This is a genomic window from Comamonas testosteroni, assembly GCF_014076415.1.
In the GTDB taxonomy this organism is placed as follows: domain Bacteria; phylum Pseudomonadota; class Gammaproteobacteria; order Burkholderiales; family Burkholderiaceae_C; genus Comamonas; species Comamonas testosteroni_F.
This window is the reverse complement of the sequence record NZ_CP043568.1, coordinates 5836670-5863119: the sequence shown is the minus strand read 5'-3', so window position 1 is coordinate 5863119 and position 26450 is coordinate 5836670. Positions and strand designations below refer to the sequence as shown.

27 protein-coding genes are annotated in these 26450 nt (G+C 62.3%); 19 read left to right on the top strand and 8 right to left on the bottom strand.

Annotated elements, in window-relative coordinates; translation table 11 throughout:
* Nucleotides 1–36: 36 nt before the first annotated feature.
* Complete coding sequence (locus tag F0P97_RS27035) at nucleotides 37–2436, top strand: DUF1631 domain-containing protein (protein WP_182285077.1); 2400 nt, start codon at nucleotides 37–39, stop codon at nucleotides 2434–2436.
* Nucleotides 2437–2543: 107 nt separating this feature from the next.
* Here F0P97_RS27035 and dprA read toward each other — a convergent pair whose 3' ends face one another.
* Both dprA and F0P97_RS27025 read right to left on the bottom strand, forming a co-directional pair.
* On the bottom strand, nucleotides 2544–3737 hold the full coding sequence (gene dprA / locus F0P97_RS27030; protein ID WP_182285076.1) for a DNA-processing protein DprA: 1194 nt from the start codon (nucleotides 3735–3737) through the stop codon (nucleotides 2544–2546).
* 13 nt (nucleotides 3738–3750) lie between these two features.
* Nucleotides 3751–4938, bottom strand: coding sequence for a LysM peptidoglycan-binding domain-containing protein (locus F0P97_RS27025; RefSeq protein ID WP_182285075.1), 1188 nt, complete (start codon nucleotides 4936–4938; stop codon nucleotides 3751–3753).
* Between the two features lie 203 nt (nucleotides 4939–5141).
* On the opposite strand from F0P97_RS27025, the gene def reads away from it, so the two are divergent.
* The 8 genes from def (at nucleotide 5142) to F0P97_RS26985 (ending at nucleotide 11265) form a co-directional block, all read left to right on the top strand.
* The gene (def, locus tag F0P97_RS27020; RefSeq protein WP_182285074.1) at nucleotides 5142–5654 is read left to right on the top strand and encodes a peptide deformylase; all 513 of its coding nucleotides are present in this window, start codon (nucleotides 5142–5144) and stop codon (nucleotides 5652–5654) included.
* A gap of 11 nt (nucleotides 5655–5665) precedes the next feature.
* Nucleotides 5666–6163: a hypothetical protein gene (locus F0P97_RS27015; RefSeq protein ID WP_182285073.1), complete on the top strand. Its 498-nt coding sequence runs from the start codon at nucleotides 5666–5668 to the stop codon at nucleotides 6161–6163.
* A 42-nt stretch (nucleotides 6164–6205) separates the two neighbouring features.
* On the top strand, nucleotides 6206–7171 hold the full coding sequence (fmt, locus tag F0P97_RS27010; protein WP_182285072.1) for a methionyl-tRNA formyltransferase: 966 nt from the start codon (nucleotides 6206–6208) through the stop codon (nucleotides 7169–7171).
* Complete coding sequence (locus tag F0P97_RS27005) at nucleotides 7168–7938, top strand: AzlC family ABC transporter permease (protein ID WP_182285071.1); 771 nt, start codon at nucleotides 7168–7170, stop codon at nucleotides 7936–7938. The genes fmt and F0P97_RS27005 overlap by 4 nt, the downstream gene beginning before the upstream one ends.
* Nucleotides 7935–8267 (top strand): AzlD domain-containing protein, encoded by a 333-nt coding sequence (locus F0P97_RS27000; protein WP_182285070.1) that lies wholly within the window; start codon nucleotides 7935–7937, stop codon nucleotides 8265–8267. The genes F0P97_RS27005 and F0P97_RS27000 overlap by 4 nt, the downstream gene beginning before the upstream one ends.
* A gap of 222 nt (nucleotides 8268–8489) precedes the next feature.
* Nucleotides 8490–9683, top strand: a complete 1194-nt coding sequence (locus tag F0P97_RS26995; protein WP_182285069.1) for a phosphoglycerate kinase — start codon at nucleotides 8490–8492, stop codon at nucleotides 9681–9683.
* A gap of 294 nt (nucleotides 9684–9977) precedes the next feature.
* Nucleotides 9978–10457, top strand: a complete 480-nt coding sequence (locus F0P97_RS26990; RefSeq protein WP_182285068.1) for a Crp/Fnr family transcriptional regulator — start codon at nucleotides 9978–9980, stop codon at nucleotides 10455–10457.
* Between the two features lie 142 nt (nucleotides 10458–10599).
* Nucleotides 10600–11265 carry a hypothetical protein gene (locus tag F0P97_RS26985; protein WP_182285067.1) on the top strand — a complete coding sequence of 222 codons (666 nt, stop codon included), beginning with the start codon at nucleotides 10600–10602 and terminating at the stop codon, nucleotides 11263–11265.
* 22 nt (nucleotides 11266–11287) lie between these two features.
* Here the strand turns inward: F0P97_RS26985 and F0P97_RS26980 are convergent, their stop codons facing one another.
* A complete protein-coding gene (locus tag F0P97_RS26980; protein WP_003066840.1) occupies nucleotides 11288–11845 on the bottom strand; it encodes an adenine phosphoribosyltransferase in 558 nt (185 codons plus the stop codon).
* A gap of 111 nt (nucleotides 11846–11956) precedes the next feature.
* Here F0P97_RS26980 and F0P97_RS26975 point away from each other — a divergent pair, with 111 nt between their 5' ends.
* The 4 genes from F0P97_RS26975 to F0P97_RS26960 are packed head-to-tail and all read left to right on the top strand — an operon-like array spanning nucleotide 11957 to nucleotide 14930.
* On the top strand, nucleotides 11957–12958 hold the full coding sequence (locus tag F0P97_RS26975; RefSeq protein ID WP_182285066.1) for a KpsF/GutQ family sugar-phosphate isomerase: 1002 nt from the start codon (nucleotides 11957–11959) through the stop codon (nucleotides 12956–12958).
* Nucleotides 12958–13518 (top strand): KdsC family phosphatase, encoded by a 561-nt coding sequence (locus F0P97_RS26970; protein WP_034350998.1) that lies wholly within the window; start codon nucleotides 12958–12960, stop codon nucleotides 13516–13518. The genes F0P97_RS26975 and F0P97_RS26970 overlap by 1 nt, the downstream gene beginning before the upstream one ends.
* The gene (gene lptC, locus F0P97_RS26965; RefSeq protein ID WP_182285065.1) at nucleotides 13515–14135 is read left to right on the top strand and encodes an LPS export ABC transporter periplasmic protein LptC; all 621 of its coding nucleotides are present in this window, start codon (nucleotides 13515–13517) and stop codon (nucleotides 14133–14135) included. Before F0P97_RS26970 ends, lptC begins: the two co-directional genes overlap by 4 nt.
* A 3-nt stretch (nucleotides 14136–14138) precedes the next feature.
* Nucleotides 14139–14930 (top strand): SDR family oxidoreductase, encoded by a 792-nt coding sequence (locus F0P97_RS26960; RefSeq protein ID WP_182285064.1) that lies wholly within the window; start codon nucleotides 14139–14141, stop codon nucleotides 14928–14930.
* A 97-nt stretch (nucleotides 14931–15027) separates the two neighbouring features.
* Here F0P97_RS26960 and F0P97_RS26955 read toward each other — a convergent pair whose 3' ends face one another.
* Nucleotides 15028–15516 carry an RNA recognition motif domain-containing protein gene (locus F0P97_RS26955; protein WP_182285063.1) on the bottom strand — a complete coding sequence of 163 codons (489 nt, stop codon included), beginning with the start codon at nucleotides 15514–15516 and terminating at the stop codon, nucleotides 15028–15030.
* Between the two features lie 240 nt (nucleotides 15517–15756).
* Nucleotides 15757–16149, bottom strand: coding sequence for an RNA recognition motif domain-containing protein (locus F0P97_RS26950; protein WP_003072279.1), 393 nt, complete (start codon nucleotides 16147–16149; stop codon nucleotides 15757–15759).
* A gap of 494 nt (nucleotides 16150–16643) precedes the next feature.
* Here F0P97_RS26950 and F0P97_RS26945 point away from each other — a divergent pair, with 494 nt between their 5' ends.
* The 6 genes from F0P97_RS26945 to F0P97_RS26920 all read left to right on the top strand — a co-directional run bounded on the left by F0P97_RS26945 (nucleotide 16644) and on the right by F0P97_RS26920 (nucleotide 23659).
* Entirely contained in the window at nucleotides 16644–17213 is a 570-nt protein-coding gene (locus tag F0P97_RS26945) for a TMEM165/GDT1 family protein (RefSeq protein WP_087085636.1), read from the top strand.
* A 218-nt stretch (nucleotides 17214–17431) separates the two neighbouring features.
* On the top strand, nucleotides 17432–18640 hold the full coding sequence (gene metX, locus F0P97_RS26940; protein WP_182285062.1) for a homoserine O-succinyltransferase MetX: 1209 nt from the start codon (nucleotides 17432–17434) through the stop codon (nucleotides 18638–18640).
* Nucleotides 18637–19221 (top strand): methionine biosynthesis protein MetW, encoded by a 585-nt coding sequence (gene metW, locus F0P97_RS26935; RefSeq protein ID WP_003066861.1) that lies wholly within the window; start codon nucleotides 18637–18639, stop codon nucleotides 19219–19221. Before metX ends, metW begins: the two co-directional genes overlap by 4 nt.
* Before the next feature lie 305 nt (nucleotides 19222–19526).
* A complete protein-coding gene (locus tag F0P97_RS26930) occupies nucleotides 19527–21011 on the top strand; it encodes a methyl-accepting chemotaxis protein (RefSeq protein ID WP_182287325.1) in 1485 nt (494 codons plus the stop codon).
* A gap of 112 nt (nucleotides 21012–21123) precedes the next feature.
* The gene (locus tag F0P97_RS26925; protein WP_182285061.1) at nucleotides 21124–22617 is read left to right on the top strand and encodes a M20 family metallopeptidase; all 1494 of its coding nucleotides are present in this window, start codon (nucleotides 21124–21126) and stop codon (nucleotides 22615–22617) included.
* A 166-nt stretch (nucleotides 22618–22783) separates the two neighbouring features.
* A complete protein-coding gene (locus F0P97_RS26920; protein WP_182285060.1) occupies nucleotides 22784–23659 on the top strand; it encodes an alpha/beta hydrolase in 876 nt (291 codons plus the stop codon).
* On the opposite strand, the gene F0P97_RS26915 is transcribed toward F0P97_RS26920, so the two are convergent.
* The 3 genes from F0P97_RS26915 to F0P97_RS26905 all read right to left on the bottom strand — a co-directional run bounded on the left by F0P97_RS26915 (nucleotide 23660) and on the right by F0P97_RS26905 (nucleotide 26430).
* Nucleotides 23660–24394, bottom strand: a complete 735-nt coding sequence (locus F0P97_RS26915; RefSeq protein WP_182285059.1) for an SOS response-associated peptidase — start codon at nucleotides 24392–24394, stop codon at nucleotides 23660–23662.
* Between the two features lie 4 nt (nucleotides 24395–24398).
* Nucleotides 24399–25139, bottom strand: coding sequence for a 16S rRNA (uracil(1498)-N(3))-methyltransferase (locus tag F0P97_RS26910; protein ID WP_182285058.1), 741 nt, complete (start codon nucleotides 25137–25139; stop codon nucleotides 24399–24401).
* A 184-nt stretch (nucleotides 25140–25323) separates the two neighbouring features.
* On the bottom strand, nucleotides 25324–26430 hold the full coding sequence (locus F0P97_RS26905) for an aminoglycoside phosphotransferase family protein (RefSeq protein ID WP_182285057.1): 1107 nt from the start codon (nucleotides 26428–26430) through the stop codon (nucleotides 25324–25326).
* Between the last annotated feature and the right edge of the window lie 20 nt (nucleotides 26431–26450).

Sequence of the window (26450 nt, the reverse complement as noted above, 5' to 3'; positions counted from 1 at the left end):
GGGCGTAACTGCTTCTGCCGCCATTACACTTACGGAATGGCTCTCTCGCAGTCTTCCTCCACCGCGCCTGCGGCCCCGCAACAGCTGGGCTGGCAGGCGCGCTTGCGTTGGGTCCATGGCATTTGTCAGGGCCTGCCCAAGGTCGCTCAGCAGCTGGATGAATTCCTCTCCAGCCAGAGCAGTGCCGTCACCACGGCCAAGGAGATGCAGGAATGGCGCGAGGCCTGGGTTGGCTTTCAGCAGAACAAGGACGCCTGGTTGCAGGCAGGCGCTCAGGCGCTGCAGCAGGCTGCGCGCAAGCCGCCCTCCGGTAGTACGGAGAGCAGCTCGTCGGGCTCGGCTCCGCTGACCTTCGAGCTGCTCAGCGACGATGTCGTCGAAAACAAGATTCTTGCCTCCCGCATGGCTCTGGCCATGGGAGAGACGCTGCAGCCCGGTTTCGAGGCCATGCGCCTGCGTATCCAGGCCCTGGAGGGCCATGAACTGGCTTCCCGGGACATGTTCCGGGCCGAGACCATCTGCCTGCATCTGGTCGAGCAATGGCTGGGCAGCGGCATGGAGCGCAAGCATTTGCTCAGGGCCGTGGAGCCCCTGCAGAATGCGCTGGCACCGCTGATGGAGTCCGAATACAGCATCCTGCACAAGCTGCTGGATGCCAAGGGCGTCAGCAAGGCCCAGGATGCCCCGCTGCGCGTGCGACGTACCGAGGGCGGCCCGTCCACCGGTGCCATGCATCTGGGCGCAAGCAGTGGCTATGGCAATGCGTCCGATGCGGGCTGGGCCAACTCTGCCATGCAGTACATGCCGGCCGGTATGGCTGCCGGTCTGGGAACCGGGCCCGGGATGGCTCCGGGCATTGCCCTGCCGCCAGGCGCCAGCGCCGGCCTGGGCATGCTGGCGCGGGCACGACATCGCGCGCTGGATGCCATGAATCAGCTGCGCCAGGTGCTGAGCCAGCCTGCGGTCGGCATTCCGGGTCTGATGCCTGGCGCGCCTGTCGTTCCCATGCCTCCGGCGTCTGCCGCTCTGGCGCAGGCGCTGCAGGAGCAGCAACAGCTGATGGCGGCCGAACTCCAGGCCCAGTATCCGTCTGCGGCCGGTTCGGCCATGGCCATGCCCGCCATGGACTACAGCCCGGCAGCGATCGGCCAGCTGGTCAACCTGGTGCGCGAGCGCTCGGCTGACTGGAAGCAGAAGGCCGAGACCAAGAGCGAGAAGGCGACCATCGAGGTGGTCGCGCTGATGTTCCAGAGCATTCTTTCGGAAGACCGGCTGCCGCCGTCCATTCGCGTGTGGTTCGCGCGCTTGCAGGTCCCCGTTTTGCGCGTGGCCCTGGCCGAGCCGCAGTTCTTCAGCGATCTCAACCACCCGGCGCGCAAGCTGATCGACCGCATGGGCTCCTGCGTCATGGGCTTCGATGCCAGCAGCATCAACGGCAATGCGCTGGAGACCGAGATCCGCCGCGTGGTCCAGGTGATCGAGCAGTACCCCGAGACCGGGCAGAAGGTCTTTGCGCTGGTGCTGCGCGAGTTCGAGGAATTCCTCACCAGGCACTTTGCCCAGAATCGGTCCACGGCCAAGATCACCAGCGTGGCTCAGCAGGTGGAGCAGAAGGAAACGCTGGCCATCCAATACACCATAGAGCTGCGCAATATGCTCACCGATATGCCGGTGCGCGAAGAGGTGCGAGACTTTCTCTTCAAATCCTGGGCCGATGTGCTGGCCATGGCCACCGTGCGCTATGGCGCCAAGGATGCGCGGGCCATGCGCCTCAAGCAGGCGGCCAGCGAGCTGGTCTGGTCGGCCAGCGCCAAGCCCTTGCGCCAGGAGCGTGCGCGTGTCATCCAGGGCCTGCCGACCTTGCTGCAGACCTTGCGTGAAGGACTGGAGCTGGTGAGCGTGACCGGCGATGCACAGTCTGCCGCGATCAAGGTGTTGACCGATACGCTGGCCCAGGCCTTCATGTCCAAGACGGCAGCCATTCCGGCCGAGCGCATCGAGGCCATGGCCAAGCGCCTGGCGGAACTGGAAAAATACATCAGCGAGGACGGCAAGCTCGACGATATGCCGCTGTCCAGCGAGAGCATAGAGCTGATGCTGGGCGTGGATGCGGGCGATCTGAACGTCATTCCCAACACGGACAGCCCGGTGGAGCCCGCCATGCTGGAGTGGGCTCAGTCGCTGGAAAGCGGCCGCTGGTTCACGCTGGATCACAACGGTGCCCGTGTGCAGGTGCAATATGTCTGGCATAGCCGTCGCAAGCATCTGCATTTGTTCGCCTCGCTGGATGGACATTGCTATCTGTTGCAGGCGCAACGCATGGCGACCTATCTGCAGGCCGGCTTGCTCGCGGTGCATGATGCCGAAGCCCTGACGGTGCGCGCCACGCGCGATGCACTGCAGAAAATTCAGGCGAATCCGGAAAGACTGGCCTAAGCCCCTGAGGTGTTTTGCATCCTTTCCCTTTCTCTATGCGCTGCGCCAGGGAAGGGAGCGGCCCTTGCTTGGCGTCGCCTTGTCGGGATATACCTGTCCGGGACGCTTCAGCCTTGCGTAAGTCGCTGGTACAGGCCGCCAGGCAGGCGCGCGACCAGGCCGTCGAGTTCCAGTTCCATCAGCTGCGCCTGCAAATGGGCGGCATCCCAGCCCGTGCGATCGCTCAATGACTCCAGTGTCATGGGGTCATGGCCCAGCGCCTGCAGCAACGGGTTATCCGGTGTCGATGCTTTACTTCTGATGGCTTCCTGCGCTTGTTCGGCTTTGGCCGGTGCGAGCTTCAGTCCTTGAAGTTCTTCTAGCACATTGTCAGCGGTTTCCACCAGCTTGGCCCCCTGGCGTATCAGCGCATGGCAGCCCTTGGCCTGCGGCGCGTGGATGGAGCCGGGGATGGCAAAGACTTCACGCCCCTGCTCGTTGGCCAGGCGGGCCGTGATCAGCGAGCCAGACTGCAGGGCGGCTTCCACCACCAGGGTGCCTTGCGACAGGCCGGAGATGATGCGGTTGCGCTGAGGGAAATGCCGGGGCAGGGGCTCGCTGCCCAGCGGGTATTCGCTGATGACCAGCCCATGGAGGGCAATTTGCTGTGCCAGCTTGGCGTGAGCGCGTGGATAGACCTGATCGAGTCCGGTGCCGACGACGGCAATCGTGCAGGGGCTAGGGCCTGGCCGGGCCTGGAGTGCTCCCTCATGGGCGGCTGCATCGATGCCGCGTGCCAGACCTGAGACTATGCACAGTCCTTGCTCGGCCAGGGCCTTGGCCATGCTGCGCGCATTGATGAGGCCCTGGGCGGATGGATTGCGGCTGCCCACCATGGCCAGGGTGGCGGGATAGGGAAACCAGGGCCGGGTAGATGCCAGCAGTGCCGCTGGACCTTGGACAAACAGCAGCAGGGGCGGATCTTCGGTCTGCAGCAGGCAGTCCGGATATTGAGAGTTGCCCAGATGGATCGCGGTGTGCAAGATGCCCGGTGCGGGCGAGGTCAGCCATCGAGCCAGGATGCTGCAATGTTTTTCCCAGTCTGCCGGGAGCTCTGTCAGAGCCTTGATCTGAGCCTGAGTGGCGCATTCCGCCCATGTGGACAGCGGCAGCCGCCAGACCGCGTCTGCACTACCGGCTCTGGCCAGCAGGCGGCGTGCCGTGGTGCGTCCAAGACCCGGTGTCAGCAGCAGGCGCAGCCAAGCCAGAATTTCGGCATCGGGTTGGGCATGGTGCGCATCTTGTGAAGGGGGCGACACCATGCTCATGCTCCATTCAGGGCAGGGGCGACTGCAGGCCATCGCCCACATGCACTCCGCGCTGGGCCGTGGTGATGAGCGCGTAGGAAACCCGGTCAAACACCTTGAAGACCATGGCATAGCCATTGGCCTCATCGGGCAGCTTCACCCGGTCACGGCTGGGACTGGTCTTGTCCACGATGACATTGCCCTTGCTGACGAGTTCGAGCACCGTACCGACGTCCATGCCGTCCTGGGCCCCCTTGTTGATGGCAATGACCTGGTTCTGGGCCGCGGTATAGCCTACCGAGTCGCCGTAGATGGAGACCACGGCGGCATCCACCGCTTGGCGCGGGGCATGGGGCACATAGCTCAGATACTGCTGCTCGGGCGAGGGCAGCAGACGGTCACCTGCGCGGATCTCGTTCTTGGAGCGAGTGATGTCCACCGTGCCGGGCGCCGTCTGTACAGGCTGGCCTGGTGCGGACTCAAGCAATGTTTCACCACGTGCCACGGTGGCACTGCCCAGGTACTTGGCTTCGTAGCCCAGGATTTCCCCTGTGACAGGGTCCTTGAGTGGAGTGGCATCGCGGAAGATGCGGTAGCTCGCGGGCTGGCCCTTGCCGGTGGTTACCAGCGCGCCGCCGGAGTTGCGCACATAGGCGCGATCGCCATTGGACATGAGCACGCGCTTGTCCTGGGTGGCGATGATGCGCGGCGCCTGTGTCAGGGCCTGGCTGTCCACGACCAGCGGCTCGGCCAGGAAGGGCTCGATCAGATGCGGCGGCAGCGTGGGCAGGGCCAGGTCGCTCAGTGACGATTCACGCGTTTGCGGCGACAGACGCACTACCTCGGAACCGCCGTTGGGAGCCGTGGTCGACAGGCGGGCATAACCGTTGCTGCGCACCAGATACAGCACCTGGCCGGGGTAGATCAGATGAGGGTTGGCGATGCTGGAGAGGTTCATGCCCCAGAGCTCGGGCCAGCGCCAGGGCTGGCGCAGATACATGCCCGAGATGCCCCAGAGCGTGTCGCCGCGCTTGACGGTGTACTGCGCGGGAGCGTTGGGCGCCAATTCGTTCTCGGGGATGCCTTGCTGAGCGACCTGCTGTGCGGTGGAGCGCTGGGTGGCGGTCACAGGATAGCTTTGGGCGTGGACCGAAGTCAGGGCTGCAAGCAATGTGGCTCCAATGCTCAAGGCGCGTGCAGTGGCAAATGCGGTCATGAAATTCCTTCTGGCGGGATTCGTTTGCTGCAGCGTCCCTCGCGTCGCCGCACTGTGGCCGATCTTGGCATAGCCAGCCAACAAGTCTTACAAATGTGTCGAAATTCTCGATGCAAGGCCTCGATAGATCAATGTTTATTGAGGGTGTGACAAGCGTTTGGCGTCAAATGTTGGGACAATAACGACAGATTTACCGAGACACCATGGCCATTCTTTCCATCCTCTGCTACCCCGATCCCCGTCTTCACAAGGTCGCCAAGCCCGTGGCGCAGGTGGATGAGCGCATCCAGACTCTGGTGAAAGACATGCTCGAGACCATGTATGACGCCCAGGGCATCGGCTTGGCCGCGACTCAGATCGACGTGCATGAGCGCGTCATCGTGATCGACGTGTCCGAGAAGCGCAACGAGCCCATGGCTTTGATCAACCCCGAGATTCTCTGGGCCAGCGAGGAAAAGCAGCTGGGCGAGGAAGGCTGCCTGTCCGTGCCCGGCATCTACGACGGCGTGGAGCGCTCCATTGCCGTCAAGGTCAAGGCCCTGGATGAGAACGGCAACAGCCGTGAGATCGACGCCGAAGGCATGCTGGCCATCTGCATCCAGCACGAGATGGATCACCTGCTGGGCAAGGTGTTTGTCGAATACCTCTCGCCGCTGAAGCGCAACCGCATCAAGACCAAGCTGGTCAAGGCCCAAAAGCAAGCCCTGAGGGCCTGATCGGAGTGTCCATGTCCCTGCCTCGCCTGCAAACACTGTTGACTGCCAGTCTGCTGGCATTGGGGCTGGCGGGTTGCATGGTGCCCCAGTGGCAAAAGCCTGGCATGCCGCAGGCCGAGGTGGAAAAAGGCATGGGCAAGCCCACTCTGGTCGTGCCTCTGCCCGAGGGCGGCCAGCGTCTGGTCTATAGCCAGCAGCCTGCCGGTCAGCAGGTCTATCACATGGACTTCGATGCCCAGCACAAGCTGGTGCGCGTGGAGCAGGTGCTGGATACGGCGCACTTTTTTGCACTGCGCAACGGCGTGGATACCCGTGACGATGTCTATCGCATGTTCGGCCCGCCCGCCATAGTCGAGGGGGTCTACAGCTTCAAAGGTGACATCTGGACCTACCGTTTTCTGGACAATACCTTTGGTCGGCGTGCCCATGTGCACATAGACCCGCAAGGTGTGGTGCAGAAGGTCATGTTCACCGATGAGAGCATGTACCTCAGAGAGCCGCACCGTTGAAGACCTGGCAGCCGACGGCTGCCTTTTTAATTTGTGAGTTCCATGAAAGTCATTTTTGCCGGTACGCCCGAATTTGCGCGCGTGGCCCTGGAGAGTCTGCTGGCCGCAGGTTTTGAAGTTCCGCTGGTGCTGACCCAGCCGGACCGTCCTGCGGGGCGCGGCATGAAGCTGCAAGCCTCTCCCGTCAAGCAGTGCGCCTTGGCGCATGGCATTGCAGTGGCCCAGCCGCTGAGCCTGCGTCTGGACGGCAAATATCCCGAAGACGCCGCTGCCGCCAAGGTCGCGATCGATGCTGCCCAGGCCGATGTGATGGTGGTCGCTGCCTATGGCCTGATCCTGCCGCAATGGGTGCTCGACACGCCGCGCCTGGGCTGCCTGAACATTCACGCCAGCCTGCTGCCGCGCTGGCGCGGTGCAGCGCCGATTCATCGCGCCATCGAGGCCGGTGACGCCGAAACCGGCGTCACCATCATGCAGATGGATGCCGGCCTGGATACCGGCGATATGTGCGTGATCGAGCGTCTGCCGATTGCTGCGCACGACACCACGGCCAGTCTGCACGACAAGCTGGCCACGCTGGGCGGTCGTCTGATTGTGGAAGCGCTGGAAATGGCGGCCTGCGGAGGTCTCAATCGCACGCCACAGCCTGCCGATGGAGTGACCTATGCACACAAGATCGAGAAGGCAGAGAGCCTGATCGACTGGAGCGAAAGTGCCGGCGTCATTGCACGCCGCCTGCGTGCCTTCAATCCCTTCCCCGGCGGTGCCACCAGCCTGGGCGGCGAAGCCATCAAGGTCTGGGAGGCCAGTGCCGAGGAAGGCTCCGGAGCGCCAGGCATGGTGCTGTCGGCCGATGCTCAGGGGGTGCGCGTGGCCTGCGGCAGCGGCGTGCTCAATATGACGCTTTTGCAGCGTGCCGGTGGCAAGCGTCTGGCCGCAGGCGATTTTCTGCGCGGTTTCGAGCTGCCCGCAGGCGCGCAACTGGGTGAGGGTGCTGGCAAGGTATGACGGCTATGGCGCTCACGCTGGGGCAGCGTGCGAAATCGATAGTCAGGGATCCGTTTTTCTGGGTCGGCTCCAAAGAGATGGGCGGCACCGCCCTGGGCATCGCCGCCTGGGGCCTGGTGACCGGTGTGGCCATGGTCAAAAGCGGTCTGTCCGTTCCCCTGGCGCTGCTCATGGGTTTGACCGTCTATGCGGGCAGTGCCCAGCTGGCCGTGCTGCCGCTGATGGCCGTAGGGGCTCCGCTGTGGGTGGTCTGGTTCACCGCCATCTGCGTGAACCTGCGGTTTGTGATCCTGTCCAGCATGTGGCGCAGCTATTTCGCCAACCTGAGTCTGCGTCACCGTCTGGCGGTCGCCTATTTCAGCGGCGACGTGATTTTCGTGAACTTCATGCGTCGCTACCCGGAGGCCAGGCCGCAGCCCGAGCAACTGCCCTATTTCTGGGGGGCGGCGCTGACCAACTGGCTGGCCTGGCAGATCCCTTCCACGCTGGGCATTTTCCTGGCCGACCAGATTCCTCTGTCCTGGGGGCTGGGCTTTGCCGGCGTGCTGGCGTTGTTGGGCGTGCTGCTGTCCATGCTCAAGGACCGTGCAACCTGGGTGGCCTCCATCGTGGCCTGTACGGCAGCCGTGGCGGCTTTTGCGCTGCCGCTCAAGCTCAATATCCTGGTGGCGATCGCAGCTGCGGTGGCTGCAGGCCTGACGGCCGAGCAACTGCAAAAGCAGGCCAGCCGGCTGCCTGCGGTGAAAAATGAGGAGGATCGGTCATGATGAGCAGTTTCTGGGTCATCGTTGCCTGCATCGGTCTGGCCCTCATCACGCTGGTCACGCGTGCTTTCTTCATGATCCCCGAGCGTGAACTGCCGCTGCCCGACTGGCTCAAGCGCGGGCTCAAATACGCGCCGCTGGCGGCCCTGGCGGCGGTGATTGCGCCCGAGATCGTGATGAGCAATGGTCAGCTGATCAACAGTCTGGCCGATGCTCGACTGCCTGCGCTGGCCGCTTCGGTGGTGTATTTTTTTTACAAGCGCAGCATTCTTGGCACCATTGCTCTGGGCATGGCGATTTATCTGCCTCTGCACATCGGTTTGGGCTGGTAGCTCCAAGACCAGAGAAAACAGGAGCTGCGTGCTCCTGTTTTCATATGGGCTGTCTGTGAAATGGCTTGAAACCAAGTTACAGAGCGCGCAGGATGCTCCTGTTTTTGAGTCGAGTAAGCGTGTAAAAGCGATGCCTGAAAGTGGCGATCGCCCTAGAATGCAGGCAGATTTTGTGTTTTCCAACCTTTGTATGGGCGACTTTCGGAGTCGCTTTTTTGCTGCATGAACATCATCCGCTTCTCCGATCTGTGCGCCCAGGGCAAGGCCCAGGGTCAACGTGTTTTCATCCGTGCCGACCTGAACGTACCCCTGAACGACGCTGGTGAAATCACCGAAGACACGCGTGTGCGCGCTTCCGTGCCTGCGATTGAAATGGCTTTGAAGGCCGGCGCTGCCGTGATGGTCACCAGTCACCTGGGCCGCCCCACCGAAGGTGAATTCAAGCCCCAGGACTCGCTGGCTCCCGTGGCCAAGCGCCTGTCCGAGCTGCTGGGTCGCGATGTGCCCCTGGTCGCCAACTGGGTGGACGGCGTGCAGATTGCCCCCGGCCAGGTCGTGCTGCTGGAGAACTGCCGTGTCAACGTGGGTGAAAAGAAGAACAAACCCGAGCTGGCCCAGAAGCTGGCCAAGCTCTGCGACATCTTTGTGAACGATGCCTTCGGCACCGCTCACCGTGCCGAAGGCACCACCTACGGCATCGCCGAATACGCCCCCATCGCCTGTGCCGGCCCGCTGCTGTCGGCCGAGATCGACGCGCTGAACAAGGCCCTGGCCGCGCCTGCACGTCCTCTGGCCGCCATCGTGGCAGGCTCCAAGGTGTCCACCAAGCTGACCATCCTCAAGAGCCTGGCCGACAAGGTGGACCAGCTCATTGTGGGCGGCGGCATTGCCAATACCTTCATGCTGGCTGCCGGTCTGAAGATCGGCAAGAGCCTGGCCGAGCCCGATCTGGTGGCCGATGCCAAGGCCGTGATCGACGCCATGGCTGCCCGTGGTGCCAATGTGCCCGTGCCCACCGATGTGGTCACCGCCAAGACCTTTGCTGCCGACGCCGTCGCCACCGTCAAGAAGGCCACCGAAGTGGCCGACGACGACATGATTCTGGACATCGGCCCGGAAACCGCAGCCCTGCTGGCCGAGCAGCTCAAGAAGGCCGGCACCATCGTCTGGAACGGCCCCGTGGGCGTGTTCGAGTTCGACCAGTTTGCCAATGGCACCAAGGTCATCGCCCAGGCGATTGCCGAGTCCCCCGCCTTCAGCATTGCCGGCGGTGGCGACACCCTGGCGGCCATTGCCAAGTACGGTATTGAAAAGGACGTGGGCTACATCTCCACCGGCGGCGGTGCCTTCCTGGAAGTGCTGGAGGGCAAGAAGCTGCCCGCCTTCGAGATCCTGGAAAAGCGCGCCCATGGCTGATTTCCTTGAGAAATGGCGCTAGCCCAAATGGGAAGAGCAATGTAGGCTATCAAAAAGGATCGAATCATCGATCCTTTTTTGCTTTGACGCGGATGAAGAGGCAGACGCTCTGCGGAAGTAGAAGCTACTCATCACCGCAAGTGATTGGCGGAACTGTCAGAGTCGCTTAGCATTCAGCCTGCGTTGATGGTGAGCCATGGCGCGCTATGAATTTTTTTACCCTGAGCGGCCGGGATGTGTATCCGGACTTGTCCACCCGGATGGCATGCGGCGTTCGCGTTCTACCCACTGCTTATGTTCGCTTCAACACCTCAGGATTTGTCGGCGCTGATCCAGGCGATGACGACCTCGGTTGCCACCGATACCGCTCAAAACGTGCTCAGTGCCGCTCAATGGGAGTTGCTGGCGCCGTATCTGCAGCCGATCAATCTGGCGGCAAGCGAGGTGTTGTTTGCAGAAGGGGCGCTGGATCGCAACCTGTACATGGTTGAGTACGGCTCGCTGAGCGTGCATTACCAGGATTCGAAGGAAAGAATCCGCCTGGCTTTGGTGGGGCCGGGGGCGATTGTGGGGGAGGGAGCCTTTTTCGCCCATCGACCACGCAAGGCCACGGTTCAGGCCGCAGCGCCCAGCCGTCTATGGTGTCTGACAGCGCTGCGTTATTCCGAAATTGCCAACCGTCGGCCTGCTCTGGCCCTGGCGCTGCTGACCATGGCAGGTCAGGTGCTGGCCCGCCGCGCAGGGGACAGTCGTCGCCGGGTGGCCAGCACCTGAGTGAAGATTTTTTGTGTTCCGGCCGGTTTGGCGGCTTGATCCACGTCGGACAAAGGCTAATATTCCAGCAAATGTCACGAGCTGCTCCAGACATGGAGGCAGAATGTGTCTCGTTGTAAATCCTGCTTGTTCGAGTGTGCTCATGTCCCTGTTCCGATGGTTTTCTCGCGAGCCTCGCCGAGAAGGTAGCACGCAAGCACCGCGTCACGAGGATGATGCAGTAGCGCGTCAGTCGCAGCGCCGTGAGCGCTCTGCCAGACGCGAGCAGCTGTACGCCATCGTGCGCGAAGCCATGGTCAGGGTCGGCATTCTTTCGGCCGGATACAAATTCAAGGTGCTCTCGCTGGACAGCGTCGGCCAGCGCTTTGTCGTGATGGTGGACCTGGCTCCTGCATACGCCGCGGATGCTCCGCAGCAAAGACGTATCGAGGCATTGATTGCCGAGCTCGCCAGAACCCGCATGGATGCAGGGGTTCACGCCGTTTACTGGCGCGTGAACGGGCAACTGCAAAGCGCTGCCAGCCCTGATTTTGCGCAGACGCAGTTTGACGGGGCTGTCCCCCCGGCGAAGGCACCACGCCATGCTCCGGTTGCAGCATATTCAGGCCGCTCTTTCGAGCCCATTGACGCGCAGGAAATGGTTGCGTTCAAGCAGGCAGTGGCCATGGCTGTTGCATCGCCCGCGAGTGTGCGCCAGTCACGCCAGGCGCCATTGCTGGGCCCTGGCTCTGGCCATGAGGAGGGCGGCGAATTTGCCGTGTCCGGACTGGGCTCTCTGGGCACGACGCAGTACGGAGAGCTGCGCTGATCCAGGGCTGTTGCGGGGCTGCTCAGTGCCCTGCAAAGTCAACCAGAGTGAACAGGGGCAGGCCGCTGTCCTTGAGGTGCTTGGAGCCGCCCAGTTCCGGCAGATCCACAATCGCTGCGCCTTCCACCACGGTAGCCCCCAGCTTTTCCAGCAGCTTCTTGCCGGCCATCATGGTGCCGCCGGTGGCGATCAAATCGTCGATCAGCAACACACGGTCGCCGGACTTGACGGCATCGGTGTGCAGCTCCACGGTAGCGCTGCCGTATTCGAGCTCATAGGTTTCCTCCACCGTGGTGAAGGGCAGTTTGCCTTTTTTACGGATGGGCACAAAGCCGACGTTGAGCTCGTGGGCGATCACGGCACCCAGAATAAATCCGCGTGCATCCAGGCCGGCAACCACGTCGGGGCGCAGCTTGGGGTCCATGTAACGATGAACAAAGGCATCGGTCATGATGCGAAAGACCTTGGGATCTTGCAGCAAAGGCGTGATGTCGCGGAATTGCACGCCCGGCGCAGGCCAGTCCGGTACGGTGCGGATATGGTCACGCAGATAGTCGTTGACGCTGGTGGAAGTTTGCATGTGGCCGCCTGAGTTTTTGAATGCTCGTCAGTGTATGGGCTCGGGCTTGAAATGCGGGTCAAAGGGATGTTGCCTGCGGCCCGGCAAGCATGGGCTGGCTAAAATCCGGGCATGAATTCTGATGCTGCCAATTCGCGTCTGATCGACGCACCGCGAGCTTTGAACCTGGCCCGCGAGGCCCTGGATATAGAGGCCGCTGCCTTGCGTGCGATGTCGGTGCGCCTCAATGGCGCATTCACGGCGGTGGTTCAGCGCATTCTGCAGCTGCCGGGCCGTGTGGTGGTCATGGGCATGGGCAAAAGTGGGCATGTGGGCCGGAAGGTGGCTGCGACGCTCGCGTCCACAGGGACCCCCTCCTTTTTCGTGCACCCCGCAGAAGCCAGTCATGGCGATCTGGGCATGCTGACACAGGACGATCTGGTGCTGGCTCTGTCCAATAGCGGCGAGACCGATGAGCTGACCGGCGTGTTGCCCGCCATCAAGCGCATGGGCGTGCCCCTGGTGGCCGTGACCGGCGGTCTGCAATCGACACTGGCCAAGCATGCAGACTGGGTGCTGGACACCCATGTCGACAAGGAAGCTTGCCCCTTGAACCTGGCACCCACTGCCAGCACCACGGCTCAGCTGGCCATGGGAGATGCGCTGGCCGTGGCCTTGCTCGATGCCCGAGGCTTTGGTGCCGAGGATTTTGCGCGCTCACACCCCGGAGGAGCATTGGGGCGACGCCTGCTGACCCATGTGCGCGATGTGATGCGTCGTGGTGTCGATGTGCCCCAGGTTGCCCAGGATGTGAGCAGCGTGGCCCTGATGCGCGAAATGAGTGCCAAGGGCCTGGGCTGCTCCGCCGTGGTCAACGCATCCGGTGAGCTGGTGGGGATCTTCACCGATGGTGATTTGCGCCGCTGTGTGGAAGCCGGCGTGGATCTGCGCAGCCGCACGGCGCAGGACGTCATGCATGCCAGGCCTCTGACGATCAAGCCTGATCTGCTGGCGGTGGCTGCGGCACGCATGATGGAAGAACATGGCATTACCGCAGTGCTGGTGGCCGATGACAACCAGCGCCTGCAGGGTGTGGTGCATATTCGCGATCTGATGCGTGCCAAGGTGATTTGATGAACCGACCTGCTCTGACACCCCGCCAGCAATGGGACCCACAGCTGTTGCTCAAGGCTCAGGGAATTCGTGTGGCCTTCTTCGATGTGGATGGCGTCCTGACCGACGGCGGCCTTTACTTCTCGGGTGAGGGTGAAGTCCTCAAGCGCTTCCATACGCTGGATGGTCATGGCCTGAAAATGTTGCAAAAGGCCGGCATCACGCCGGCCGTGGTGACGGGGCGAGACTCCGCGCCGCTGCGTTTGCGCTTGAAGCAACTGGGCATTGAACATGCGCGCTTTGGCACGGAGGACAAAGTGCCGGCTGCCGAGTCCATCCTGGCTGAACTGGGTCTGCAATGGCCGCAGGCCGCCGCCATGGGGGACGACTGGCCCGATCTTCCCGTCATGCGTCGCAGCCACTTTTCTTGCGCACCCGCCAATGCCCATGACGAGGCATCACATGTGGCGGACTGGGTCAGTGCCAAGAATGGCGGAGAGGGGGCGGTGCGGCAGTTCTGTGATCTGCTGCTGGCCGCCAATGGTGCTTATGCGGCGCTGCTTTCGGGGTATGGCTCATGAGCGGGCAATGGCGCCGTGTGGGCGACAAGGCCTCGATGTACCTCCCGGTGCTCATCATGGGCCTGCTGGCGCTGGGCACCTGGTGGCTGGTGCGCAATGCTCCCCAGCCGATTGTCAGTGGCGCGGAGAAGGCCGTGAGGCACGATCCGGACTATTTCCTCAAAGACTTCGTCATCAAGAATTTCGAAGCATCGGGCCGCCTCAAAAATCGCCTGAATGGCGCGACAGGTGAGCACTTTCCCGATACCGATACGCTGGAAGTCTACGACGCACGCATGCTGAGCTTCACGCCTGATGGACGCAAGACCGTGGGCAGCTCCAACCGGGCATTGAGCAATGGCGACGGCTCGGAAATCCAGATGTTCGGCCAGGCCGTCATTCAGCGCGATCCGGTGCCTGCAACTGCGACCCAGAAGGCCTTGCCCGCCATGCGGCTGGAGAGCGAGTTCCTGCAAATCTGGCCCAATGACGAGCGCGTCAGCACTGACAAGTCTGTGGTCATGACCCGTGGCAATGACAGATTTACGGGTGACAGCATGCAGTACGCGCACCTTGATCAGGTCCTGCAGATGCAGGGGCGGGTCAAGGGTGTCATCCTGCCCAGCCAAAAGCCGTAAATCATGGCAGGGCATGGGGCCGGACTCGTCTACATCACCGGTGCCTCCAGCGGCATAGGCCAGGCCCTGGCCTGGCACTACTACCAGATGGGCTGGTCGATCGCCTTGGTGGCAAGACGTACCGCAGTCATGGAGCAATGGGCGCGGTCCAGGCACATGGACGCATCCCGCTACGCTGTCTATGGCGCGGATGTCATGGACATCGACAGCATCTGCGGTGCCGCGAAGGCCTGTCTTGAGCGCCAGGGTCTGCCCGATGTTGTTATCGCCAACGCGGGCGTCAGCTGGGGCGTGGATACCTCCTTGCGTGAGGATCTTGAGGTCATGCAGCAGGTGCTGGCCTGCAACACCATGGGGTTGGCTGCAAGCTTCCAGCCATTTATTGCACCCATGGTGCGACGCGGCTCCGGGCGTCTGGTGGGTATTTGCAGTGTGGCGGGTATTCGCGGCTTGCCCGGCCATGCCGCATATTCAGCCAGTAAAGCGGCGGCCATTGCTTATTGTGAGAGTCTGCGCGTTGAGTTGCAGAAATCCGGGGTCTCTGTGACCAGTTTATTGCCTGGCTATGTGGACACTCCGTTGACGAGAAATAATCCGTATTCCATGCCTTTTCTGCTCCCGCCCGAGGAGTTCGCAAGGCGTGCCTTTCGGGTTATCGAGCACAAAGCCAGATATGCGATTATTCCCTGGCAGATGAGGATTGTCGGCAGCATGATGCGGGTGTTGCCCGCTTATCTGTGGGATAGATTGACTCTGGGGAAAACCAGAAAACCCAGGCATCTCAAAAAGGATTGAGTGGAAGGCATTGAGAAAATGACTATGCATTTGAATGTCTTCGGAAATAAATAAAGGCACGTTATCGTGCCTTTATTGCTGAGTTGCTAAAAGAAACTCATTCGCCGTGGTTATTGCCACCACCATAGCCGCCGCGACCGCCGTGGCGTGGGCCTGAGCCATAGGGGCTGCGGAAGCCGCCTTCGCCGCGACCACCACCGCCGTAGCCGCCGCCATCACCGCGACCATAGCCACCACCTTCATTGCGGCCACCGTAACCGCCGTCGCGATTACCGCCGCCAAAACCGCCTTCATTGCGGAAGCCGCCTCCATAACCGCCGGTGCGAGGAGGACGGGGTTCCATGGGGCGTGCCTCATTCACGACGAGGCTGCGACCACCGAGGGGCTGACCATTCATGCCTTGAATGGCAGCTTGTGCTTCTGCTTCGCTGGCCATTTCCACAAAACCAAAGCCTTTGGAGCGGCCGGTGTCTCGTTCCATCATGACGCGTGCACTTGCTACGGCTCCAAACTGGCTGAACGCCTGCTCAAGATCGTTGTCACGCACACCATAAGGAAGGTTGCCGACATACAGCTTATTGCCCATTAATAACTCCTAGCTCCTCAATGCTTCAATGGCGCGATCGAATTCAGGACGTCCACTGCATATCCATGGGAAAACATGCAAAAAATCCTAAACACCTATTCGCTTGTGAACGGGAAATGCCCGAGAAAGGAATTATGACGGAGAACAATGAAAAAAATAAATGCTCGAAAACCGCATTGCTAACGTTTAGCAACAAAAAAAGGATCCGAAGATCCTTTTTTTGTTATAGGCAATAACTGATTAGTAGCTATTGCGACGGCCGTAACCGCCGTCGCCACGGCCGCCGCCGAAGCCGCCGTCACCACGGCCACCGCCGAAACCGCCGCCGCCTTCACGGCCGCCGCCGAAGCCGCCGCCAAAGCCGCCGGAACGGGGAGGACGGGGCTCCATGGGACGTGCTTCGTTCACGACCAGGTCACGGCCGCCACGGTTTTGGCCGTGCAGGCCTTGGATAGCGGCTTGTGCTTCGGCATCGCTGCCCATTTCCACAAAGCCAAAGCCCTTGGAACGGCCGGTGTCGCGCTCCATCATCACCTTGGCGCTGTTCACAGTGCCGAATTCGCTGAAGCTGTCTTGCAGATCTTGGTCGCGGAAGGAATAAGGCAGATTGCCTACGTAAAGCTTGTTGCCCATGCTGGACTCCTGAAAAAACTTGAAAACGCGATGGAGCCCTAGGGAGTCAGCCTTGGATGACAACATTAGAGACGCTAACGCACTTGCCCCATCCAGAAATTGCTTTCCAGACAAAGACTCAAGCATTATGAGTCACAAGAGAAGCCGTAGTATTACGAAAAGATCAAATTTCGTGCTTGTAACAACATTGTCCTGATGGGAGTTACCCTGAAATACAAAATTTTGAATATCCAAATACGCAGATGTCTTACAGGGTTAAGCATGTAGAATGACGGCTACTTTCTTTGGGGAGTAGGCCGTTCGGCAGCTGTCTGCCGGATGCATGCGTCAACAGACTTGGGTCCTCGTGATCTATGGCGCATGCGGTACCGCGTGCAATGCGTGGTGCGACCGGTCGAGACCATTGATTACGCACCGAGAAAACCTATGAAGAGATAGGCCGGAGTCGGTGCGTGATCAATGCGTTGTGGCAACTCCGGCCGTCTATCCCCATCATGGAAGCTTTTCTCATATCCACCTCCATCGTCGCCCTGGCCGAAATGGGGGACAAGACCCAACTCCTGTCATTGGTACTGGCGGCCAAGTTCCGCAAACCCCTGCCCATCGTGGCTGGTATTTTTGTCGCGACGCTGGTCAACCATGCTCTGGCCGGCGCCGTGGGCAACTGGATCACCACGATGCTAGGTCCCGACGTGCTGCGCTGGATCTTGGGGGTTTCATTCATCCTCATGGCGGGCTGGATGCTGATTCCCGACAAGTTGGATGATGACGACACCGGCAATGGCGCCGGGCGTTGGGGTGTCTTTGGTACGACGCTGATGCTGTTCTTCCTGGCCGAGATGGGGGACAAGACCCAACTGGCCACGGTGGGCCTGGCCGCCAAGTACCCCCTGTCGTATTATTGGGTGGTGGCTGGCACCACGCTGGGCATGATGCTGGCCAATGCGCCGGTGGTGTGGTTTGGCGAGAAGATCACCAAGAAGCTGCCGATCAAGACGATTCACCGTGTGTGCGCCGTGATCTTCCTGGTGCTGGGTGTGGCGGCGCTCCTGACCAAAGTGTGAAACTACCAAACGCATAGCCATTTGCACAAGGCTCAAAAAGGCTTGGACAGCCTTGACAGTCTCCTTTTGAGCTCGGTGCAATGAATGCAGTACACTGCACTTTTCACGCGCCGATTTGCCAAAGCTTGCGGGCGCTTTATAAATCCAGCTAAAGACCCGTCCGCGAAGTGACAGTACACCGACCCGGCCTCGTTTTTAGCGATGCCGGGTTTTTTCATATGTCCTTCATCGCGACACCTCAGTTCATGCATTTTGATGAGCCGCTGCCCTTGCAGAGCGGTGGCTCCATCGCCGATTACGACCTTGCCTTCGAGACCTATGGCCAGCTCAATGCCGACAAGAGCAATGCCATCGTGGTCTGTCATGCGCTCAATGCCTCCCACCATGTAGCAGGCAGCTACGAGGGCCAGCCCAAGAGCGAAGGCTGGTGGGACAATATGATCGGCCCGGGCAAGCCCGTCGATACCGACAAGTTCTTTGTCATCGGCATCAACAATCTGGGCTCCTGCTTCGGCTCTACCGGCCCCATGCACACCAACTCGGCCACGGGCAAGCCCTATGGTGCGGATTTTCCCGTGGTGACGGTGGAGGACTGGGTGGATGCGCAGGCGCGTCTGCTGGACCGCCTGGGCGTCCAGCAGCTCGCAGCCGTGCTGGGCGGCAGCCTGGGCGGCATGCAGGCCCTGTCCTGGTCGCTGCGCTATCCCGAGCGCATGCGCCATGCCGTGGTGGTGGCCAGCGCGCCGAATCTGAACGCCGAGAACATTGCCTTCAACGAGGTGGCGCGTCGTGCCATCGTGACCGATCCGGATTTCAACGGCGGCCATTTCTACGAGCATGGCGTGGTGCCCGCGCGCGGCCTGCGCATCGCGCGCATGATAGGCCACATCACCTATCTGAGCGATGACGTGATGAACCAGAAGTTCGGCCGCAGCCTCAGGGCCTCAGCGCTCCCCGCTGAGGGGGCTGACCCGACTCGGGGCGGCCCGGCGCCGGATCGGCGCGATTACCTGTACAGCACCCAGGATGTGGAGTTCCAGATCGAGAGCTATCTGCGCTACCAGGGCGAGAAGTTCAGCGGCTACTTCGATGCCAACACCTATCTGCTCATCACCCGCGCACTGGACTATTTCGATCCGGCCCGTTCCCATGATGGCGATCTGACCCGGGCGCTGGCCGTGGCCAAGGCCAGATTCCTGCTGGTGAGCTTCACGACGGACTGGCGCTTTGCCCCGGCGCGCAGCCGAGAGATCGTCAAGTCGCTGCTGGAGAACAACCGCGACGTCAGCTATGCCGAGATCGACGCCCCCCATGGTCATGATGCGTTTTTGCTTGATGACCCACGCTATATGGGCGTGATGCGCTCCTATTTTGAAGGCATTGCCAAAGAACTGAACACCGCCGAACGCGCAGGAGAAGCCGCATGACCGAGTTGACCACCATGAAAGCCATTGCCCAGTTGGTGCCCGAGGGCGCACGCGTGCTGGACCTGGGTTGTGGCGACGGCGCGCTGCTCGAGCATCTGGTGCGCGAGCGCGGCTGTACGGGCTATGGCGTGGAACTGGACGACGCCAATGTGCTGGCCTGCACGCGCCGCGGCGTGAACGTGCTGCAGCTCAATCTGGAGGACGGCCTGGCCATCTTCGGCGACAACAGTTTTGATGTGGTGCTGCAGATCGACACGCTGCAGCATTTGCGCAATGCCGAGGTGATGTTGCAGGAGACGGCCCGCATCGGCAAGCAAGGCGTGGTTGCCTTTCCCAACTTTGCCCATTGGCAAAATCGCTTTTCCGTGCTGCGCGGGCGCATGCCGGTCACGCGTCGCCTGCCCTACCAGTGGTATGACACGCCGAATATCCGGGTGGGCACCTACAAGGACTTCGAGGTGCTGGCCACCAAGAACCGCCTGCGCATTCGCGACTCCTTCGGTCTGCAAAACGGTCAGGTGGTGAGGAGCCTGCCCAATTTGTTGGCGACAACGGCGGTGTTCCACTTCGAGCATGCCTGATGGATGCTCTTGAAACAGTAGCTAATTACGATTCATTGGCAATGAATCTGGTAGTGATTCACATCGAATTCATTGCCTGATAAGCGCGAGAAGCTCTGAAATCTGAGATGGCAGCACTCCTGCGGCAAGGCGGCGGTGCTGCTGCTGCCGCAATGCAAAAAATGTAAGCATTTGATTCATAATCAACTGCTTATTTTCTTTTTGATCCGAATCAATGCGCCGAAGCTTCGGTCGGTGCGCGCCTTGCCATGCGTTTTAGTTCCCGTCTCATTTTTTGCTCGGCTGCACCTGCAGCCTTGTTTGTTTTGGCGCTGCTCAGCAGTCAGTGGGGGCTGACCCGCACACAGTCCGATTTCAACGACTACCTGAGGAACAACCAGGCCGTGGTGGCGCAGTTGCAGGAGCTGTATGCCCAGGGTCTGCAATCGGGCCAGGCACTGCGCAATATCGTGATGGATCCGTCGGACGGGCAGGCCGTGCAGAACCTGGGCAATGCCCGTCGGGCCTATGACGCCGCCTATGACGATCTGAGCCAGCGCGTGCAGGGCACGGCCATGGAAGCCGCCGTCAAGAGCCTGAAGGCCTTGCGCCAGGCACAGTCCGAAGCGCAGGACCAGATCGTGACTCTGGCGGCCGAGGACTATGACACCGCTGCCGCCGCGCTCAAGACTCGGGAAACCCCGGCTTGGCGCAAGCTGCGCGAAGCCGTGCTGCAACAGCTCAAGGCGGCCCGCGATGCGGCCGAAGCATCGCATGCGGCCACCCGTGCCAGCGCCCGGCGCATGCAGCTGTGGTCGGGTCTGCTGGCCCTGCTGGCCGTGGTCATCTCGGCCACGCTGCTCTGGGTGATGGTGCGCACGCTGCGCAGCGAGCTGGGCGGAGACCCGGCCGATGCGCGCAAGGCGTTGCGCCGCGTGGCCGATGGCGATCTGACCGATGGGAGCTCGGGCGGCATGGCCCGGGGGCTGATGTCCGATCTGCAAACCATGCGCGGCGCGTTGCGCGAACTGGTCCAGCGCGTGCACGGCGCATCGGTGCAGATGCAACATGCATCCAGTGAGATTGCTCAGGGCAATGCCGACCTGTCTGCACGTACCGAAAGCCAGGCCAGCGCGCTGGAGGAAACGGCGGCCAGCATGGAGCAGCTCAACGCCACCGTGCGCCAGAACGCCGATAGCGCCCAGACGGCCAATCAGTTGGCGCAGAACGCCTCGCAAGTGGCCCGGCAGGGCGGTGCCGTAGTAGCGCGCGTTGTGCAGACCATGCAGGACATCAACACCAGCAGTTCGCGCATTGCCGACATCATCGGCGTCATAGACGCCATCGCCTTCCAGACCAATATCCTGGCACTGAACGCGGCCGTGGAGGCTGCACGCGCCGGTGAACAGGGCCGAGGCTTCGCCGTGGTGGCCAGCGAGGTGCGCGCCCTGGCGGGGCGCAGCGCCGATGCGGCCAAGGAAATCAAGACCTTGATCACTGCCAGCGTGGAACGCGTGGCAGACGGCAGTGCGCTGGCCGACCAGGCAGGTCACACCATGGACGAGATCGTCAGTGCCATTCATCGCGTGACGGACATCATGGGCGAGATCAGCGCCGCGAGTAGCGAGCAGAGTGCAGGCGTGGCCCAGGTCGGCGAGGCTGTCATGCAGATGGACCAGGCCACGCAGCAAAACGCTGCCCTGGTGGAGGAAAGCGCAGCCGCTGCCGAGGGGCTGCGCCAACAGGCCGAAAGCCTGCTGACGGAGGTTTCCCGCTTTCAATTGGAGCGGGGGGCGCTGGCATTGCGCTAAGCCCATGCCCTGCATGTCAATGCCTGCGGCGCAGGCACCGGCATTGGCGCACAATCACGGGCATGGCGCGGGCCCGTCATGGCTCGTAGCCCCGTCACTGAAGGAGCCGACCATGAACGCACGTACTCCCACCAATCTGCTGCAGCCACAGGACGCGCTGCAGCACATCACCGAGCAGTGGGACCAGAGCATCGTCCCCGAGCTGACCAACTACATCACCATCCCCGCCAAGTCGCCCATGTTTGCCCCCGACTGGGAGCAGCAAGGCCATATCGCCACTGTGCTGCGCAATGCCGCGGCCTGGGTGGAGGCGCAGAAGGTGGCCGGGCTGACGCTGGAAGTGATTCAGCAGCCGGGGCGCACGCCGGTCATCTTCTTCGAGGTGGAAGGCACGGCCGAAAAGGCCTCGACCAGCCCCACGGTGCTGATGTACGGCCACCTCGACAAGCAGCCCGAGTTCGAAGGCTGGCGCAGCGATCTGGGCCCCTGGACGCCCAAGTACGAGGACGGCAAGCTCTACGGCCGTGGCGGCGCCGACGACGGCTATGCGGTCTATGCCAGCGTGGCGGCGATTCAGGAGCTCAAGCGCCAGAATGTGCCCCATCCGCGCATCGTGGCCATCATCGAGACCTGCGAGGAAAGCGGCTCGGCCGATCTGCTGCCCTATGTGGATGCCTTGCGCCCGCGTCTGGGCGATGTGGGCCTGGTGATCTGTCTGGACAGCGGTGCCGGCAACTACGACCAGCTGTGGCTGACCACCAGCCTGCGCGGCATGGCCAGCGGCACGCTCAAGGTGCAGATCCTCACCGAGGGCGTGCACTCGGGCGATGCCTCGGGCGTGGTGCCCTCGTCCTTTCGCATCATGCGCCAGGTGCTGGATCGTCTCGAGGACAGCAAGAATGGCCGCGTGCTGCCGCAGAGCTTTCACTGCGAGGTGCCGGTCGAGCGCATGGCGCAGATCCGTGCCACGGCGGAGATCCTCGGCGAGGACGCTTATGCGCGCTTTCCCTGGGCGCATTACGACTGCGGCGGCTCGGCCCGTGTGTCCCTGCCCACGACCACCGATCCGGTCCAGGCCCTGGTGCGCCGAACCTGGGAGCCCACGCTGAGCGTGACCGGTGTGGAGGGCATGCCCAATCTGCAAAATGCCGGCAATGTGCTGCGCCCCTACACGGCCTTCAAGCTCAGCCTGCGCCTGCCGCCGCTGGTCGATGCCGCAGCCTGCGTGCAGGAGATGAAGGCTTTGCTGGAGGACAACGCGCCCTATGAGGCCAGGGTGACCTGGGAAGGCCTTTCCAGCTCCAGCGGCTGGAATGCGCCGGGCATGGACGGCTGGTTCGAGAATGCGCTCAATGCCGCCAGCCAGGCGCACTTCGGCGCCAGTTGCGGCTATATCGGCCAGGGCGGCACGATTCCGCTGATGAACATGCTGAGCAAGGGCTTTCCCAAGGCGCAGATGATGGTCTGCGGCGTGCTCGGCCCCAAGAGCAATGCCCACGGCCCCAACGAATTCCTCCATGTGCCCTATGCCAAGAAGCTCACGGCGTCGGTGGCCGAGGTGATTGCCGCCATGGCCCGCCATCAGACTGAGGCGGCGCAGGCTTGAAGAGTCATTGCCAAACAGCGGCCAGTGCTGATTTTCAAGGCGCTGACAGCTGTTTTTTGAGATTGGCGCTGTCGATTTTCTGTGGTCGGACCGAGGACTGCCATGGTTGACGTGCGCTGGCGGCGGCTGCATCCTGCAAGCTCTTGCCAGCTTGAAGAGATCGCGCATGACGCCCACCGATTCCAGTACCCATACGTCCCGGCTGCTGCATATGGCCGCATCGGACGCCACCCAGCTTGCGCTGCGCGACTGGCCGCCAGCGCCGCACGCCAAGCCCCGTGCCCAGGTGCTGCTGGTTCATGGCCTGGGCGAGCACAGCGGCCGCTATGCCGCGCTGGCGCAGCGGCTCAATGACTGGGGCTTTGCGGTGCGGGCCTATGACCAGTACGGCCACGGCCTGTCGGGCGGGCCGCAGGGCGGCCTGACCAGCGATATGCGCTTGCTCGACGATCTGGCGGTGGTGGTGGACGCTACCCGTGCAGCCATGCCCAAGCATCAGCCCCTGGTGCTGCTGGGGCACAGCCTGGGTGGACTGGTGGCGGCGGATTTTGTCGCGTCCGGCCTGCGTCATGTGGACGGGCTGGTGCTGTCCTCGCCGGCGCTGGCCCTGCATCTGTCAGGAGTGCAGAAGGCGCTGGTGGCGAGCCTGCCCAGGCTGCTGCCCAATTTGCGTGTAGCCAATGGCGTGCAGTCCGCGCATCTCTCGCATGATCCCGAAGTGGTCCAGGCCTATGACGCCGATGCACTGCAGCACAGACGCATCAGCGCCCGGCTGGCGCGCTATATGGCCGAGGGCGGCCGCCACGTGCTGTCAAAGGCCACGGCTTGGTGCGTGCCCACGCTGCTGCTATGGGCCGGACAGGACAAGCTGGTCAATCCGGCCGGCAGTGCCGCCTTTGTCGCCCAGGCGCCACGCGATCTGGTGCAGGCCCAGTGCTTCGAGGCGGCCTATCACGAGATCTTCAACGAGAGCCCCGAGCTGGCAGCCCCCGTGTTTGCGCGGCTCGAGCAGTGGCTGGAGCAGCAGTTTCCAGCCCCCTGATTACCACTGCTGTGGCGGCTGCTTGCGGCCTTTTTCCACGGGGTTGGCACGCAGTTTTTCCGCAGGGTAGGGGCGCAGAAACTCCTTGGCCTTGTTGACCTTGGCATTGAGCCAGGCGTCGTATGCGCCTTCGTTGAGGATGGCGGGCATGGCCTTGTCGTTGCCGGGCTGGCCGTAGCGGTTCATCAGCGCATGGGCATTGGCATTGATGGTGATGAGGGCATAGCTGACGATGACCTCGCCGTCCTCGCCCACCCAGCGCGCCCAGACGCCGGCGGCACCCATGGGCTGGTTGTCCACGCGGGTGATACGGGTCGGCAGGGGCTTGCCGGGGCGCAGGTCGTCGACCTGAAAGGCCTGCAGCGGCACGATGCAGCGCTGGCCTGCCAGCCAGGCATCGCGAAAGGCCGTTCCCGTGGTCAGATTGTCTATCTTTGCATTCACCAGCTTGAGCGCGCGCAGGCGGCCGTCCGAGGCCGACTTCACCCAGTGCGGCACCAGGCCGAAGCTGGCCGGCACCAGCAGCCGTTCCACCGGCAGTGCGGGTGCTCCTTCTTCAGGAGCGGTAAACGTACGTCCCAAGAGCGCTGCAGAAGATTCTGCGGCTGCATTGACGATGATGAGACCCATGCGCCTGGGGGTCAGCACGGCTTCAGGCAGAGACTCGGGAGCCTCCACGCGAAAGTTCTGCAGATAAAACTCGGGCTTGGCCAGAGAGAGGTGACAGCTGCTCATTGATTTACTCCAGGGCCAGCAGGGACAGGGCGGCAACCGATGCCGTTTCAGCGCGCAGCACGCGGGAGCCGAGACTGGCAGGCTTCCAGCCCTGCTCCAGTGCCCAGTCTTCTTCCTGGGCGGTCAGGCCCCCTTCGGGGCCATGCAGCACCCAGACTGCCTGAGCATCGCCGGCGGCGGTACGCAGCGGCTGGTTGTCTTCGCGCAGCGACAGCACCAGACGCGTCGCATCGGCCGCTGCGGCTTGCTGGCTGCGCAGCCAGTCGGCCAGCGATTGGGGCGCGTGAATCACGGGCACCTGGTTGCGGCCGCATTGCTCGCAGGCCGAGACGGCAATCGACTGCCAGCGCTCGATCTTCTTGTCGGCACGGTCGCCCTTGAGCTTGAGCACGCTGCGCGCCGCCATCACGGGCTGGATGCTGGCAACGCCCAGCTCGGTGGCTTTTTCCACCAGCCAGTCCATGCGCTCGTTGGCGGGCATGCCGACGACCAGGTGCACGGCACGTGCGGCTTCGCGCTCGACGGGGCTGTGGTTGTCCACGCGCACGCTCACATCGCTGCGGCCCATGTGGGTGATGGTCGCCTGGAACTCGCCGCCGGTAAAACCGTTGCCGGTCTGGCCCTCAAACAGGGTGATGACATCGCCGGGCTGGTGGCGCAGCACCTGCACATGGCGGGCGGCACCTGCAGGCAGGTCCAGCTCGTTGCCGATGTGCAGTGGAATAGGGCAGTGATAGCGCGGCATAGGGAAAAATTCGGGGTTCGTGATTCATGGTGCCACGCAGAGTCCGTGGCTCGCAAAACTGGCGCTGAATCACCTCAGGGACGCCAAGCAAGGGCCGCCCCTTACGCTCAGGGCGTCGTCCCCCTCCCGCATTGCGAAGCAAGGCGAGAGAGGGGGAAGCCGCAAAGCGGCTCAGGGGGTGTGTTCACATCCGCCCGTAGGCGTAACCCACCTGCGTCTGGATGCCTTCGATCTCGTCGATCAATTTGAGGAACGGGCCCAGCGCGCGATAGCGGTTGCAGGTGGAGCGGATGTAGTGGATGAAACGAGGCGCATCGGCCAGATACCTGGGCTTGCCGTCGCGCAGCGTCAGGCGCGCAAAGATACCCGCAACCTTGAGGTGGCGCTGCAGGCCCATCCATTCAACCCCACGGTAGAACTCCCCGAAGTCATCACCCCAGCCGCTGGCGCTGTTGGCGCCCACCAGGCCGGCCTTGCGGGCCTTTTCCCAGTAACGGATGGTGATGTCGATGATGAAGTCCTCTTCCCAGCTGATGAAGGCATCGCGCAGCAGGCTGGCGATGTCATAGGTGATGGGGCCGTAGACGGCATCCTGAAAATCCAGCACGCCAAGCGGCGCGCCGCTGGACACAGGTTGCATCAGGTTGCGCATCATGAAGTCGCGGTGCACATACACGCAGGGAGCCTGCAGATTGTGGGCGACGATCTGATCGAAGGTCTTGCCGAGCAGGGCCTGCTGCTTGTCGTCCAGCGTGAACTGGCGGTGCTTGGCGATGTACCAGTCGGGAAACAGCTGTAGCTCGCGGCGCAGCAGGGCCTCGTCATAGAGAGGCAAGCTGCCGGTATTGCCGGCCTTGGAGGCCAGTTGCCAGTCCAGCAGCACCTCGATGGCCGAGCGGTACCAGGCTTCGGCATCCTGGGGTTTTTCGGGGTTCAGAGCCTCGATGACGGTCTGGCCGCCCAGGTCGCTGAGCAGCATGAAGCCGTGACCGGCGTCCCAGTCCAGGATCTGCGGCACGCACAGGCCGGCCTGGTTCATCAGGCCCTGAACCTTGGCAAAAGGCGCGCAATCTTCCTTGTCTGGTGGCGCGTCCATGACGATCAGGCTGCTGCCATCGCTGCGATCCAGGCGCAGATAGCGGCGAAAGCTCGCATCGGCCGAAGCGGGGCGCAGGGTTGCGGGAAGCAGCTGGTGCTTTTGAGCCAGCGGTGCCAGCCAGGCGTCGAATGCGGCGTGGCGGGCAGAATCTGCCCAGGCAACGCCAACTGTGGGGGTGATAGGAGCGGTCATGGATAATCGGATTTTACAAA